The following is a 14,997-nucleotide window of genomic DNA, read 5'->3' on the forward strand; positions in this document are numbered from 1 at the left end:
CGGCGCTTTCGCGGCGCGCCGCCTTAGCTCAGTCGGTAGAGCACCTCACTCGTAATGAGGTTGTCCGGGGTTCGATTCCCCGAGGCGGCTCCACAGCCGGGTCACCCCGTCACGGGGTCGGGTCGTGGGACTTGATCTCGCGGAAGTTCCGGTAGCTGTAGACGATCAGCGCCAGCGCGATCAGTCCCGACACCATGATCGACAGTCCGGTGGCCCAGCCGCCGGGCAGCCACCACTTGTCGTCGAGCGGCCACCAGCCGGGCGGATCGATCTGCAGCATCCACACGAAGCCGACCGCGAGCAGGGCGAGTGCGCCGAGCGTCGACGCGGTGATCTTCGGCCAGGTCGCGACGCCGTCGGCGGCCGCCTCGAGGGCGCGTTTCTTCAGGGGGTCCAGGCGGCGCCGGGCCCAGTCGTACTGCTGGGAGAGCAGGGCGAGGCCGCCGACGATCAGGAGCAGACCCGGGCCGGGCAGGATCAGCTCCGCGATGCCGCCGAGGACGAGCAGCCAGCCGAGTCCCTCGAGCGCGATGCGTCGCAGGGCGCGCGCTCCGGACCTCATCGCCTCATCATCCCCGATGCCGGATGGGTGGGACCTGTGCCAGCGGTCCCAGTAGGTTGGTGACATCTTTCGAGAGAGTGCGGGAGTCGACCGAATGAGCTCACCCGATGGCAGTGCAGGTCCGGACCTCGAAGCCGTGGTCGAGGCGGCCGGCCGGGCCCCCTCGATCCACAACACCCAGCCCTGGCGCTGGGTGGCCCGCGACGGCGTCCTCGACGTCCGGGCCGACCGGAACCGCCAGCTGCACGTCGCCGACCGCGACGGTCACTCGCTGCTGATCAGCTGCGGCGCCGCGCTCGAGCTCACCGAGCTCGCGCTCGCCGCGCAGGGGTGGGCGCCCGAGGCGGCCGTGCTGCCCGATCCGGCCGATCCCGATCTGCTCGCGCGGCTGCGTCCGGTGCGGCAGGACCGGCCCGACGAGCTGGCGCTGCGCCGGATCGAGGCCGCGCTCGGCCGCCGCAGCGAACGGCGCCCGTTCGGTCCCGAGCCGGTCGCCGGGGACGTCGTCGAGCGGCTCGCCGAGATCGGCAACGGCGAGGGGGTGTACGTCCACTTCCCGACCCGCGCCGACGAGAATCTCGACCTCGCCGTCGCCATCTCCCAGGCCGACCGTTCCGGCCGCGACGACCCCGCCTACGCCGCCGAGATGGCCGCCTGGGTGCGGGCCGACGACCCGGCCCACGACGGCGTCCCGATGGCCTCCATCCCGCGGGTGCCGGCGGGCGAACCGCGCCACACCGACATCCCGCTGCGCGACTTCGAGGTCGGCGTGGCCGGCGGCCAGCTCATCACCCCCGGCGTGGACGAGCACCCCCAGATCGCGGTCATCCTCACCGAGACCGACGGCGATCTCGAGCAGCTGCGGGCCGGGCAGGCGATGATGCGGCTGATGGTGCAGGCCGAGCTCGAAGGCATCGCGAGCTGCCCGCTGAGCCAGTCGGTCGACCTGCTCGCGTTCCGCACCCGGCTGCGCACGCTGATGGGCTGGACCGGCTACCCGCAGATGATGCTGCGCCTCGGCCAGCGCCCGGCCGAGCCGCCGGCACCACTCACCCCGCGCCGTCCGGTGAGCGAGGTGCTCACCCGCGAGTGATCGAACTCTGGAGAGGTCGGCGTTCGTGCCACGCCTATCGCTCCACGATCCGATCGAGCCCCGATCCTCGACGCGGCGACACTGTTAGTTGTAGCGTCGTGGTGTGACTGACGATCGCATCTGGGCCTACCTGCCCGACGGGTCGGGACGGGTCGAGAACCTGGCCGGCATCATCCGCGGACGCGCCGCCGCATCGCCCGACCATCCGGCGATCGTCGAGCCCGACCGGACGACGACGTTCGCCGAGCTCGACCGGCGGGCGTCGCAGGTCGGGCAGGCGCTGCGGGCCGAGGGGGTGCGGGCGGGTGACCGGGTCGCCTACATCGGCGTCAACTCGCCGGCGTTCCTCGAGGTCATGTACGGCGCGGCCAAGATCGGCGCGGTGGCGACGGCGCTGAACAACCGGCTGATGCCGAGCGAGATCGCGACGATCCTGCGCGACGCCGAGCCGACGGTGCTCGTGCTCGGCGCGGGGGAGAGCGCCGTCGCGGCCGGGGACCCGCGGTCGCTGCGCCGCGTCGTGACCGCCGACGAACTGGACACCTGGCTCGCGCCCCACCCGGACACCGACCCCGGTGTCCGCCCGGCCCCGGACGACCCGGCCCTGATCTTCTACACGTCCGGCACGACCGGGCTGCCGAAGGGCATCGTGCTGTCGGGCGGCGCGATCGGGCAGGCCCTGGCGACGATGCACTACGAGATGGAGCTCGACACCACCTCGGTCGCGATGGCGCCGATCCCGTACTTCCACGTCTCCGGGCTCGGCCTCGCCCTCGTCGCGAACCTCAACGGGGCGGCGCTGCTGCTCGAGATGGCCACCGACCCGGCGGCTCTCGTCGACCTGCTCGTCTCGCGCCGCGTCTCGCACGCCGCGGTCGTGCCGACGCTCATCCAGCGCATGGTGCAACTGCCCGCCGCGCGCGAGGCCGACTGGTCGGCGCTGAGGTATCTCGTCTACGGCTCGGCCCCGATGCCGCTGCCGATCATCCTGGCCGCGACCGAGCTGTTCGGCTGCAAGTTCCTGCAGAGCTACGGGCTCACCGAGTCGACCGGCGGCGTCACCGTGCTGTGGCCCGAGGACCACCTGCCGCCGCCCGGACGCGAACACCAGCTGCGCTCGGTCGGCAAGGCGATGCCCGGCGTGCAGCTGCGCATCGTCGACCCGGTGACGCTCGCCGACCTGCCCGCCGGCGAGCGGGGCGAGGTGCTCATCGGCGGTGGCCACCTGATGACCGGCTACTGGCACCGCCCGGAGGCCACCGCCGAGGCGTTCACCGCCGACGGCTGGCTGCGCACCGGCGACGGCGGCAGCCTCGACGCCGAGGGCTTCCTGTACCTGCACGACCGGCTCAAGGACATGATCGTCAGCGGCGGCGAGAACGTGTTCCCGGCCGAGGTCGAGTCGGTGCTGACGGGGCACCCCGGCGTGGCCGAGGTGGCGGTCATCGGCGTCGACTCCGAGGCCTGGGGCGAATCGCCGTTCGCCGTCGTCGTACGCGCTGCCGGGGCCGAGCCGACCGACACCGAACTCATCGGCTACGTCCGCGAGCGGCTCGCCCACTACAAGTGCCCGGTCGGTGTCGCCTTCGTCGACGCCCTGCCGCGCAACGCCAGCGGCAAGCTGCTGAAGCGGACGCTGCGCGAGACGTTCTCAGCCGATGCCGCGGTCGTGGCCGATCCAGTAGGGCGCGCGTAGCTCGCGCTTGAGCACCTTGCCCGACGGGTTGCGCGGCAGCTCCGGCACGAACACCACCTCGGCCGGGCACTTGTAGTGCGCCATGTGCTCGCGCGCGTAGGTGATGACGTCGGCCGGGTCGAGCGCGTCGCCGCGCGCCACCACGACGGCCAGCGGGTGCTCGCCCCAGCGCTCGTCCGGCACCCCGATCACCGCGACGTCGACGATCGCGGGGTGCCCGGCCAGCACCGACTCGACCTCGGCCGGGTACACGTTCTCGCCGCCCGTCACGATCATGTCCTTGATGCGGTCGCGGATGTAGAGGAAGCCCTCGTCGTCGAGCGTGCCCATGTCGCCGGTGCGGAAGAAGCCGTCGGCGGTGAAGGCGTCGGCCGTCGCGTCGGGACGCTGCCAGTAGCCCGGGGTGACACTCGGCGCTCGCACCACGATCTCGCCGGACGCGCCGACACCCAGACGCGTGCCGTCGACGGCGTCGCGGATCTCGAGCTCGACGCCGTCGATCGCGCGCCCGGCCGAGCGCAGCCGCGACAGGTCGCCGTCGAGCCGGTGCTGATCCGGCCCGAGCAGCGTCGTCACGCCCATCGTCTCGGACAGCCCGTAGGACTGGAAGAAGTCGGCCCCGAACGTCGCGACGCTCGCCCGCAGCAACGGCTCGGAGATCGGGGCGCCGCCGTAGACCAACTGCCGAAGCGCCGAGAAGTCGGCCGACCGGGCCGCGGGCGACTGGTTGAGCACGTGCATCACCGCCGGCACCATCGCCGAGTGCGTCGCCCGATGACCGACGAGCTGGTCGAACATCGACTCGGCCGTCGGCTCGCGCGACTGGATCACCGTGCCGCCGCGGGTCAGCGTCACGAGGGCCCAGCCGCCGCCGGCCACGTGGTAGTACGGGATCGGGACGACGCTGCGCGACGCGGCGTCGACGTCGAAGTTCGCGCCGAACGCCCCGACCGACCACACCTGCTGCTCGTCGCTGACCAGCACGCCCTTGGGCCGCCCGGTGGTGCCCGAGCTGTAGATCAGCGAGATGTACTCGCCGCCCTCGGCGTCGCGGCCGGGGTCGCCCTCCGCGGTGTCGCAGATCCAGTCGTCGTAGGCGATGCTGCCCTCGCCCGGACGGCCGTCGATGACGACGACGGTCGGCCCGGCGGGGACGAGGTGGGCGAACGGGCGCCCGGCCACGACCACGCGCGCGCCGCAGTCGTCGAGCGCCCACGCGACCTCGCTCGGGCTGAGCCGGAAATTGAGCGGCACCAGCACGACCCCGGCCTTGAGCGCGCCGAACAGCACGTCCCAGTACTCGGTGCTGTTGCGGTCGATGAACGCGACGCGCTCGCCCCGCCGCACGCCGCCGGCGATCAGCGCGTGCGCAACCCGGTCGGCCCGCCCGTCCAGCTCGCCGAAGGTCGCGGTGCGGCCGTCGCCGTCGATCGCGATGTGGGACGGGTCGAGCGCGACCGCGTCGCGCAGGAGTTGGGCCACGGTCACGACAGAGTCCTCACTCCCGGGCCGCCGGCGTAGAGCGCGGCGACCTCCCCGGCCCGGTTGCGGCGCGCGAGCGCCTGGTTCACCGTGCCCTTGTCCGACAGCTCGCCCCGCGCGACGTCCGGCGGGGTGGAGAGGATCGCGAAGCGGTTCACCCGCTCGGCCGACCCGCCCGGCAGCGCGCCCAGCCGCGCCGCGATCCAGTCGCCGATCGTGTCGGGCGTGGCGCCGGCGCCCAGCGTCGCGGCGCACCCGGCGGGGTTCAGCCACAGCAGCGCGCCGACCTCGGCCTGCCCCTCGCCGCACAGCACCGCGTCGGCCACCACCGGCGAGGTCGCCGCCACCAGCTCCGCCCGCACCGCGCCGCCGCGCACGAACGTCCCGGTCGTCAGCTTGAACTCCTCGGCCAGCCGCCCGGCGAAGACGAGCCCGAGCTCCGGCGTCGCCGGATCGATCCAGCGCAGCGCGTCGCCGGTGCGGTAGTAGCCCTCGTCGTCGAACGCGGCGGCCGTCGCGGTCGGGTCGTCGAGGTAGCCCGGCATCACGAAATCGCCCCGGAAGCGCGCCTCGTACCGGTCGTCGTCGAGCGGCACGAGCTTCACCTCGAGCCCGGGCAGCGGTAGCCCGACGCCGACCTGGGTCGTCGGCCAGGTGATCGACATGACGCCCGAGGTCGCCTCGGTGCAGCCGTAGCCGGTCGTGAACATGACCCGCTCGCCGATGACCTGCTCGGCCATCGCCTGGAACCGGTCGTAGATCGGCTGCGGCAGGCCGGCCCCGCCGTAGAGGCAGAGCTGCAGGTGCTCGAAGAACCGTTCCCGCAGCGTCGCGTCGGCCTCGAGCGCGTCACACAGCATGCCGAACGCGTAGGGGACGTTGGCGAAGAACAGCGGCTGCACCTCGGCCAGGTTGCGCAGGGTGTTGCCGAACAGCTCGGGCGTCGGGCGGCCGTCGTCGAGATAGTACGAGCCGCCGTTGAAGATCGAACCGATCAGCACGCTGAGCCCGGCGACGTGGCTCCACGGCATCCAGTCGAGGGTGCGCTCGCCCCAGCCCGACGCCCGGGCCAGCAGCGCGTTCGCGCCGCCGAACAGCCGGCACCACATGCGGTTCGTCTGCACGACCGCCTTGGGCAGGCCGGTCGAGCCCGAGGTCAGCATGAAGCGCAGCGGAGCCTCGGGGTCGAGCGCCGCGATGTGCGCCGCGACGTCGGGCAGCGGCTCGTGCCCGACGACGTCGGCCCAGGCCACGGTGCCGTCGCGGCCGACCACGGTGGTGCCGGCGGGAACGGTCGCCGCCAGCGCCGCCGCGATGGGCGCGACCTGCTCGGCGAACACGATCGTCGGTCGCACGACCCCGATCACGTGCGCGAGCCGCTCGGGCGCGATCGCCGCGTACTGCGCCGACACCGGCGCCACCGGCACGCCGGCGATCGCCGCACCGAAGCAGAGCAGCGCGTGCGCGATCGAGTTGCCCGTGACGATGACGATGCGGTCGGCCCCGGCGCGTTCGTGCAGCCAACCGGCGATCCGCGTGGCCGCCGCGAACGCGTCCGCGTACGACACCCGCTGCCACTCGCCCGACGCGTCGCGGGCGGCGAGCATCGTCCGCTCGCCGATCGTCGCCGCTTGGTGCTGCAGCAGTGCGGCCAGCGTCGGCGGCACGTCGCGGCTCGGCGTGGTCGAGCGCAGCAGCGTGCTGCCGTCGGGCCGGTGCTCGACCTCGACGGCCACCGGCGGGAACAGATCGACGGCGCGGAAGCGCGGCGTCACCGGCGCGGCGGGCATGCTCAGACGGCGCGGAACGTGATCCCGGCCAGCCCCGGGTCGCCGACCTCCGCGTCACCGGCGCGGCGCACCAGCACGGTCCAGTCGGGGGAGGCCGGTCCCTCGACGAACCGCACCGACGCGCCACCCATCTCGATGACGTTCGGCTCACTCGGCTCGGGCAGGTCCATCACGGCCACCCACTTCGCGGTCATCGCGGCCGGGTCGGGCACGGTGATCTCGACGCCGACGATCTCGTCGATGGTCGCGCCCGGCTCCGGGCCCGGGTCCATGTCGTCCCAGAACCAGACGTCGGGGTCGGCGATGCCGTCGATCTCGAGCACCAGCCCGACATCCTTCGGGTGCAGCTGCAGGATCTGGTGGCCGAAGGCGAGCTGGTCGATCGGCACCCGCACGCCGAGCTCGGCGCAGCGGGCGCGCACGCCGTCCGGGTCGGGGTGCTGGATCGACAGCGTGTAACCGCCCCGGCCGCCGACCTTGCCGAGCCACGACGCGATCGGGCCGTCGTCCGTGATCGGCGCGACGAACTCGAGGTAGCGCTGCGTCGAGGTCGACACCGGCATCGTCGCGTCGGCCAGGTTGATGCTCTTCAGCTCCGGGTCGTCGAACCCTCCGCCGAGTCCGAAGGCGGCGCGCACGGCCGCGGTGTCACCGGCGTGGTCGGCGGTCGCGATCACGACCTGCCGCAGGATGGCCCAGTCGGTCATGTCTCTCCTTCGTCGGCGTGCGGGCACGCCAGGGGACGGCGCCGGTCGGCGCCGCGGGACGGGTTGTGGGGTTGTCGTCGGTGGTGAGGCTGTCTAGAGGCCGATGGCGGTGGCGGCGTCGTCGCGCTCGCCCCAGCCGGGGATCGCACTGCCCGGCGCCCAGGTGGAGTGGGTGCCGCTGCTGACACGCTCGGGCAGCTGCACCCGGGCGACGGGCCCGTCGGCGACGTTGCGGGCGTCGAGGACGAGGCACTCGGAGAGGTCGCGGTTCATGTCCGAGGTGATGGTGACGAGGTAGCCGTCGTCCTCACCGGTGGATCCGATACGCGGCGCCATCGCGGTCTCGCTGGCGAACACGCCCTCGCCGAACGAGTAGTGCTCCTCGCGACCGGTGTCGAGGTCGTGCTTGACCAGCCCGTTGAACAGGAACCAGCCCGGCAGTGCGGTGGCGGCATAGGTGTAGCGGTGCCGGCGCCCGCCGTGGAGTCCGTTGATCATGCCGAACTCGGTTGTCGTCTCGGTGAGCCGCTCCTCCTTGGTCCGGCCGGTCTTGAGGTTCAGCCGCCAGCGGTGCAGCTTCGGGCCCATCAGCTCGTTGTCGAGGAAGCGGAACATCCGCTGGTAGATGGTGCCGTTGCCGGCCGGCGGCTCGGGGTCGGTCTGGAAGAAGCCGTCGAGGACGATCTCGTCGCCTTCCTCGTAGGCGTTGACCCAGTGCAGGACGTAGGTCGGCGCGCCCTCGAACCACTGGATGTCCGACGTCTGGCCCCGGCGGGGGATCACGGCCAGCCGGGTCGGGATCTCCGGGTGGAATCGGGCCGCGTACTTGCCGGCCTGCAACGCCTCGGGCTCCCAGAAGAGCGGCATGTCGTTGAGGATCGCGTAGTTCTCGGTGAACGCCATGTCGTGCGGCAGGCGCGGTCCGGGCAGCGGCACGTCGACGTAGTGGACGAGGTTGTCCCGGGCATCGACCACGCCGTAGTGCATGTACGGCGCCCGGGTCGAGTAGTTGAAGAACAGCATCTCGCCGGTGTGCTCGTCGAGCTTCGGGTGCGCCGACACCCCGACGTCGCCGGGGAACTTCCCGTGCCAGTCGGACTTGCCCAGCGTCTCGAGCGTCGTCGGATTGAGCCGATAGAGATCGCCGCACTGGTAGAAGCTGGTGAGCGCGACGCCGTTGTGCAGGATCACGTCGGTGCTCGACGCGTCCTTCATGCGGCCGCGGGCGCCCCACCCGGTCTGGGTCGGCGACTTCGCGGGGTCCTCGGCGAGCCCGGCCCAGAGGGGCCGCCCGGCCTCCTGCTCGGCCAGGAACCCGTCGGTGCGGACGAACCGGTTGCGGTAGAAGGCCTTGCCGTCGCGGAAGCCGACGACGTGCACCATGCCGTCGCCGTCGAACGGGTGGTAGACCGACATCGCCGGGTGCACCGGGTTCTCGGTGTTGCGCAGGTACACGCCGTCGAGGTCGGTGGGCAGCTCGCCGATCACCACGCAGTCGTCGGCCTTGCGCTCGACGGTCTGCGGCCGCCACGGGCCGGTGCGGTAGGGGTGGTCGTCGTCCGCGGGGAGCGTCGAGATCGCGCGCCCGAGCACCTCGATGTCCATGGCCTTGGTCATGCTGATCTCCGCTCAGACGGCCCCGACGACGAAGCTGGCCGTCGTCGTCGAGCTGCCGCCGATGTTGAGGGTGGCTACGGTGCGGGCACCGTCGACCTGGTAGTCGCCGGCCTGGCCGGTGACCTGCTTGTACGAGTCGAGCATCATGCGGACGCCGGTGGCGCCGACCGGGTGGCCGCCGCCGATGAGGCCGCCGCTGGGGTTGACCGGGATGCGCCCGCCGATCTCGAGATCGCCGCCGTCGATCGCCTTCCAGCTCTCGCCCGGACCGGTGATGCCGAAGTGGTCGATCGCCGCGTACTCGGTCATGGAGAAGCAGTCATGCGTCTCGATCGCGTCGATCGAGTCGACGTCGGCGACGCCGGCGCGGGCGAACGCGTCGAGGATCGTGCCGCGCACGTGCGGCAGCACGTAGGCGTCGTCGGCCGCGCGTTCGAGCTTCTGCCCGAGCGAGAGCCCGACGGTGCGGTGCCCCCAGCCGAGGATCTCGGCCCGGGGCCGGGCGGCGAGCAGCGGGTGCTGGGCGAGGTAGCGCTCGCTGACCACGACGATGCCGACGGCGCCGTCGGTGACCTGGCCGCAGTCGGTGCGACGCACCCGGCCCTCGACCGAGGGGTTGGCGTCGTCGTCGTCGTCGGTGAAGCTCTCGGCGGTGAAGTTCCAGTCGCGCGTCTGCGCGTTCGGGTTCTTCCGCGCGTTGCGGGTGTTGAGCTCGGCGATCGCGTGCACGTAGCGGTCGTCGATGCCGTAGCGGCGGTCGTACTCCTCGGTGAGCAGATGGAACATGTACGGCCACATGAAGGTGGCCTCGCCGCCCTCGCGGCCGATGTGCGCCGCGGCGCCCAGGTGCTGGGCCGCGATGTCGCCCGGCACGTTCTTCTCGATCTCGGCGCCGAGCACGAGCGCGACGTCGTAGCGCCCGGCTTCCAGCTCGGCCGTCGCGGCGAGGATCGCCATCGATCCGGACGCGCAGGCGGCCTCGTGCCGGACGGCCGGCAGGCCCCAGAGCGCGGGGTCGACCGTGGCCGGCATGCCGCCGAGCTGGCCCTGACCGGTGAAGAGCTGACCGAAGGCGTTGCCCACGTGGATCACGTCGATGTCGGCGGCCGGCACCCCGGCCGCGGCCAGCGTCGACTCCACCGTCTCGGCGAACAGTTCGGTGAAGCCGATGCCTTCGCGGCGGGTGTTGCGCGCGAAGTCGGTCTGGTGACCACCGAGCACGAACGAGCGTGGTGAGCCCATGGGTAAGCCCCCTTCCGGTGCCTCATTACTACAACAAAGAGAGTCAGTCCGTCAACGAAACCCTTGTGCGACGACCCCTGCTCGTACTACACCTAACAGAGTGAGCGATGCATACGTGCTGGAATTCGTGCGCACCCCGCGCGGCAAGGGATCGCCCCGCGGTTCCCTGCACCACCTTCCACCGGTCGAGGCCCTCGTGCACCTGCAGACCGCGCTGGTGAAGCGCACCGGGCTCGATCCGGGCGAGGTCGACGACGTCGTCATCGGCAACAGCCAGCAGGTCAACGACCAGGGCGCGAACATCGCCCGGACGTCGGTGCTGCTCGCCGGTTGGGGCGATCGCGTTCCCGGCGCCACCCTCAACCGCTTCTGCGCCTCCGGCGTCGACGCGGTGGCCCAGACGGCGGCGCGCATCCGCGGCGGCGACCTGGACCTCGCGGTCGCGGGCGGCGTCGAGAGCACGTCGCGGGTGCCGATGTTCAGCGACGGCGGCCCGCTGTTCTCCGACGCCGAGACGGTGCGTCGCATCGGCTCGATCCACATGGGCGTCGCCGCCGACCTCAACGCCACGATCGACGGCTTCACCCGCGCGGAGCTCGACGCCTACGGCATCGAGACGCAGGAGAAGGCGGCCGCGGCGTGGGACCGCGGCTTCTTCGCCGGCAGCGTGGTGCCGGTGGCCCGGCCCGACGGCAGCGAGTTCGCCCACGACGAGCTGGTGCGCCGCGGTGTCACCGCCGAGACGCAGGCCGCGCTCGAACCGGCGTTCGCCGAGCTCGGCGCCGGCGGTCAGGACGCGCTGGCGCTGGCCGCCCACCCCGAGGTCGGCGCGATCGACCACCTGCACACCGTGGGTACCTCGCCCGCGCTGGCCGACGCCGCCGCGCTGCTGCTCATCGGCACCGAGGAGTCGGCCACCCGGGCCGGCCTGCGGCCCCGCGCCCGCATCGTCGCGAGCGCGACGACCAGCGTCGATGCGGTGATCATGCTGACCGCCGGCCAGTCCGCGGTCGAGCAGGTCATCGCCAAGGCAGGCCTGCGAGCGTCCGACATCGACGTCTTCGAGTTCGCCGAGGCCTTCGCCGCGCTGTGCCTGCGCTTCCGCCGCGACCTCGACGCCGGGCCGGAGCGGATGAACCCCAACGGCGGCACCATCGCGATGGGGCACGCGTTCGGCGCCACCGGCGCGATCCTCGTCGGGCAGTGCATCGACGAGCTCGAGCGGCGCGGCGGGCGCTACGGCGTGGCCGCCGTCAGCGGCGCGGCCGGCCTGGGCGTGGCCGTCCTCGTCGAGCGGGTGGTCTGAGTTGGGTCCGCTCGACGGCACGGTCGGCATCGTCACCGGTGGCGGCAAGGGGCTCGGCCGGGCGTTCGCGCTCGATCTCGCGCGCGCCGGTGCCACCGTCGTGGTCAACAACCGCAACCGGCAGGTCGACGCCGAGGGCCGCGGCCCGGCCGACCACGTCGTCGCCGAGATCCGGGCCGCGGGCGGCACGGCGGTCGCCGATCACGGCGACGTCGCCGATCCCGCCTTCGCGGCGGCCGTCCTGGGACGCACCCTCGACGACTTCGGCCACCTCGACTTTCTGGTCACCAGCGCCGGCGTCAGCAACCCGGAGATGTTCCACAAGAGCACCCCGGAGCGCTTCGACGCCGTCACCGCGATCAACCTCGGCGGCACCGCCCACCTCGCCATGCTGGCCTCGGCCCACATGCGGCAGGCCGGCTCGGGACGCATCGTGCTCATCGCCTCGACCGCGGGCCTGCACGGTGAGCCGACCGCCTCGGCCTACACCGCCAGCAAGGGTGCGGTCATCGCGCTCGGCCGGGCGATCGCGGTCGAGGGGGCGCGCCGCGGCGTCCTCACCAACGTCGTGCTGCCCTACGCCACCACGCAGATGACCGACACCGGCATGGCGACGCAGTACCGCGACCTCATGGACGCCGACGCCGTCGCGCCGATCGTCACCGCGCTCGTCGACCCCACGTCGACGCTGAACGCGCAGGTGGTCGTCGCCGGCGGCGGCGGTCTGCGGGCCGCCACCGCCGTCGAGTTCGGCACCGTGCACCTGCCGTCGGAGCGGCTGACCCCGGGTGCGCTCGCCGGGCTGCTGGCCGAGAGCCGCGAGAGCGAGCCGCGCGAGTTCTCCGACGCGTTGCAGGGCTTCCTCTCCTTCGCCGCCGAGCTCGAGGGATCGGTGGCTCACTCATGACCGATCTCTCGACGACGACCGATGCGGTGCTGGCCGCGCTGGATCTCGACGAGCGTGGCGCGGCGCGGTTCCGCGGCGACAGCATCGTCATGGGCATGCCCCGGGTGTTCGGCGGCCAGGTGCTGGCCCAGGCGCTCGTCGCGGCCGGGCGCACCGTCGCGACCGCCGCCACCGCCCACTCGCTGCATGCCTACTTCCTGCGCGCGGGTGACCCCTACCGCCCCATCGACTTCGACGTCACGCACGTGCGCGACGGGCGCCGGCTCTCCGTCCGCGCCGTCACCGCCCGCCAGGGCGAGCGGGTGCTCGCCACCATGACGGCCTCGTTCGCCGCGGCCGCGACCGGCGTCAGCCACCAGGTCGAGCCGCCGCCCCTCACCGATCCGGAGGCGCTGCCGACGCTGGCCGAGTACGCGGCCGGTTTCGGCGGTCTGAGCGAGGCGTGGAGCGGCCTGGCCGCGATCGACTGCCGCATCGACCCGTCGATCGACAACCACGTCTGGCTCCGCCTGGCCGGCGAGCGTCCGGTCGAGGACGTGCTGCTGCAGCAGGCCCTGCTGGTCTACCTGAGCGACGTGACGACCCTCGCGGCCGCCCTCGTCCAGCACGGCATACCTCTAGGTATCGAAACGCTCGACGACCGCACGTGGGACGGCGTCTCGCTCGACCACGCGGTCTGGTTCCACCGCCCGACCCGGGCCGACGACTGGCTGCTGTTCGCCCAGTCGTCGCCCTCGGCCGCCGACGGTCGCGCGTTCACCCGGGCCGAGGTCTTCGACCGCTCCGGCTCCTTCGTCGCGTCCGTCGCCCAGGAGGGCTTGTTCATCATCGACGAGAAGGGGAGTTGACGGTGCGGCTCTACTCCGAGGAGCAGGTGGCGTCGTTCCTGGCCGACGGCTGGTGGACGGGGCGCACCTGGCTCGACCTGTTGGCCGACCACGTCCGCGAGCGGCCCGACGCGATCTCGATCGTCGACCCGGCCAACCGGCCGGCCGTCTTCGACGGCGCGCCGCGACGGCTGACCTGGCGCGAGGTCGACGACGAGGTCACCCGGCTGGCCCGCGCGCTCTTCCGGGCCGGCGTGCGGGCCGACGACGTCGTCGGGCTGCAACTGCCCAACAGCGGCGAGCTCGCCGTCGGCTATCTCGCCATCGCCCGGCTGGGCGCGATCGCCTGTTCGTTCCCGGTGCAGTACGCGCATCACGAGCTGACCCAGATGGGTGGCATGGCGGGCCTGCGCGCTTTCGTGACCACGGCGCGGGTGAACAAGCTGCGCCTCGCCGAGCAGGCGGCCGGGCTCGGCCTGCCGGTGGTGCTCTCGTGGGGGTCGCCGCTGCCGTCCGGGGTCGTCGCGCTCGAGGAGGAACTGCGCGACGACACGGACGACGACGCCTACCGCGCCTACCTCGAGGCGAACCCGCTGCACCCGAACGACTGCGTGACGCTGTGCTGGACGTCGGGCACCGAAGGCATCCCGAAGGGCGTGCCCCGCGCCCACGGCGACTGGCAGGCCATCGCGACGGGAACGATCTCGACCCCGCAGCTGACGCCGGACGACGTGCTGCTCAACCCGTTCCCGATGGTCAACGCCGGCGGCATGGCCGGGATGTTCCTGCCCTGGCTGATGCTCGGCGCCCGCCTGGTGCAGCACCACCCGTTCGACCTCGAGGTGTTCCTGGGTCAGATCGAGGACGAGCACGTGACCTACACCTGCGCGCCGCCCGCGGTGCTGAACAACCTCGTGGCCTCGCCCGACGCGCTGGCCGCGCACGACCTGTCCTCCCTGCGGGCCGTCGGCTCCGGCTCGGCGCCCCTGTCGGCCTGGATGATCGAGGCCTGGGAGCGCGACCGCGGCGTCGAGGTGCTCAACCTGTTCGGCTCCAACGAGGGGCTGTGCCTGTTCGGCTGCCCCGACACGATCCCCGACCCGGCCGACCGCGGCCGGCTCTTCCCGCGTCCGGGCGACCCGACCTTCGCGTGGCGGGCCCGGGCCGGGCGGGAGACGAAGTCACGCCTGGTCGACCTCGAGACGGGCGAGGACATCGACACCCCCGGGCGCCCGGGGGAGCTGCGGGTCAGCTCGCCGACGATCTTCGCCGGCTACTGGGGCGACGTGCCGCCGCCGTTCGACGAGCAGGGCTTCTACCGCACCGGTGACATCTTCGAGATCACCGGCGACGGCGGCCACCTGCTGGTCTACGTCGACCGGGCGAAGGATCTGATCAGCCGCGGCGGCTACAAGATCTCCGCGGTCGAGATCGAGTCGTTGCTGCTGGCGCATCCGCAGGTCGCCGAGGTCGCGCTCATCGGCATGCCCGACGACAACCTGGGCGAGCGCATCTGCGCCGTCGTCGCCGCCCGCGAGCCCGGCGACCCGCCGACGCTCGAATCGCTGATCGAGCTGCTGCGCGGCCAGCAGGTGGCCCGGTTCAAGTGGCCTGAACGCCTCGAGATCGTCGACGCCTTGCCGCGTAATCCGGTCGGCAAGGTGTTGAAACGGCAGCTGCGCGACGAGCTGCGTCCGGTGTCGGCATGACGAGCGAGGCCTGCGGAGCGGACCGCGGGCGCAGAAGTCCCTTGGCGGCCGGACCGAGC

12 protein-coding genes and 1 tRNA gene are annotated in these 14,997 nt (G+C 72.5%); 7 read left to right on the forward strand and 6 right to left on the reverse strand.

Annotated features, from left to right (window positions below):
• Positions 1-17 precede the first annotated feature (17 nt).
• A tRNA-Thr gene (locus VGN18_RS11310) sits at positions 18-93 on the forward strand.
• Between the two features lie 16 nt (positions 94-109).
• Here VGN18_RS11310 and VGN18_RS11315 read toward each other — a convergent pair.
• The gene (locus tag VGN18_RS11315; RefSeq protein ID WP_327539791.1) at positions 110-562 is read right to left on the reverse strand and encodes a PGPGW domain-containing protein; all 453 of its coding nucleotides are present in this window, start codon (positions 560-562) and stop codon (positions 110-112) included.
• 94 nt (positions 563-656) lie between these two features.
• Between VGN18_RS11315 and VGN18_RS11320 the strand changes: the two genes are divergently transcribed.
• Together VGN18_RS11320 and VGN18_RS11325 are read left to right on the forward strand one after the other, a co-directional pair.
• Positions 657-1,655 (forward strand): Acg family FMN-binding oxidoreductase, encoded by a 999-nt coding sequence (locus tag VGN18_RS11320; protein WP_327539792.1) that lies wholly within the window; start codon positions 657-659, stop codon positions 1,653-1,655.
• A gap of 103 nt (positions 1,656-1,758) precedes the next feature.
• On the forward strand, positions 1,759-3,351 hold the full coding sequence (locus VGN18_RS11325) for a long-chain-fatty-acid--CoA ligase (RefSeq protein ID WP_327539793.1): 1,593 nt from the start codon (positions 1,759-1,761) through the stop codon (positions 3,349-3,351).
• Here VGN18_RS11325 and VGN18_RS11330 read toward each other — a convergent pair.
• The 5 genes from VGN18_RS11330 to VGN18_RS11350 all read right to left on the reverse strand — a co-directional run bounded on the left by VGN18_RS11330 (position 3,307) and on the right by VGN18_RS11350 (position 10,189).
• Positions 3,307-4,839, reverse strand: coding sequence for a long-chain-fatty-acid--CoA ligase (locus tag VGN18_RS11330; RefSeq protein ID WP_327539794.1), 1,533 nt, complete (start codon positions 4,837-4,839; stop codon positions 3,307-3,309). The two genes, VGN18_RS11325 and VGN18_RS11330, sit on opposite strands and share 45 nt — an antisense overlap.
• Complete coding sequence (locus VGN18_RS11335) at positions 4,836-6,623, reverse strand: AMP-binding protein (protein ID WP_327539795.1); 1,788 nt, start codon at positions 6,621-6,623, stop codon at positions 4,836-4,838. Before VGN18_RS11335 ends, VGN18_RS11330 begins: the two co-directional genes overlap by 4 nt.
• Positions 6,624-6,625: 2 nt before the next feature.
• Positions 6,626-7,330, reverse strand: coding sequence for a hypothetical protein (locus tag VGN18_RS11340; protein ID WP_327539796.1), 705 nt, complete (start codon positions 7,328-7,330; stop codon positions 6,626-6,628).
• Positions 7,331-7,423: 93 nt separating this feature from the next.
• Positions 7,424-8,935: a carotenoid oxygenase family protein gene (locus tag VGN18_RS11345; RefSeq protein WP_349259889.1), complete on the reverse strand. Its 1,512-nt coding sequence runs from the start codon at positions 8,933-8,935 to the stop codon at positions 7,424-7,426.
• Between the two features lie 24 nt (positions 8,936-8,959).
• Positions 8,960-10,189, reverse strand: a complete 1,230-nt coding sequence (locus VGN18_RS11350) for an acetyl-CoA acetyltransferase (RefSeq protein ID WP_327539798.1) — start codon at positions 10,187-10,189, stop codon at positions 8,960-8,962.
• Positions 10,190-10,289: 100 nt separating this feature from the next.
• Here VGN18_RS11350 and VGN18_RS11355 point away from each other — a divergent pair, with 100 nt between their 5' ends.
• The 4 genes from VGN18_RS11355 to VGN18_RS11370 are packed head-to-tail and all read left to right on the forward strand — an operon-like array spanning position 10,290 to position 14,938.
• On the forward strand, positions 10,290-11,495 hold the full coding sequence (locus VGN18_RS11355) for an acetyl-CoA C-acyltransferase (RefSeq protein WP_327539799.1): 1,206 nt from the start codon (positions 10,290-10,292) through the stop codon (positions 11,493-11,495).
• Between the two features lies 1 nt (position 11,496).
• Positions 11,497-12,402: an SDR family NAD(P)-dependent oxidoreductase gene (locus VGN18_RS11360; protein WP_327539800.1), complete on the forward strand. Its 906-nt coding sequence runs from the start codon at positions 11,497-11,499 to the stop codon at positions 12,400-12,402.
• On the forward strand, positions 12,399-13,250 hold the full coding sequence (locus tag VGN18_RS11365) for an acyl-CoA thioesterase (RefSeq protein ID WP_327539801.1): 852 nt from the start codon (positions 12,399-12,401) through the stop codon (positions 13,248-13,250). Before VGN18_RS11360 ends, VGN18_RS11365 begins: the two co-directional genes overlap by 4 nt.
• Positions 13,251-13,252: 2 nt before the next feature.
• Positions 13,253-14,938, forward strand: a complete 1,686-nt coding sequence (locus VGN18_RS11370) for a class I adenylate-forming enzyme family protein (RefSeq protein WP_327539802.1) — start codon at positions 13,253-13,255, stop codon at positions 14,936-14,938.
• Positions 14,939-14,997: the final 59 nt, after the last annotated feature.

Source organism: Jatrophihabitans sp., from assembly GCF_036000465.1.
In the GTDB taxonomy this organism is placed as follows: Bacteria; Actinomycetota; Actinomycetes; order Mycobacteriales; family Jatrophihabitantaceae; genus Jatrophihabitans.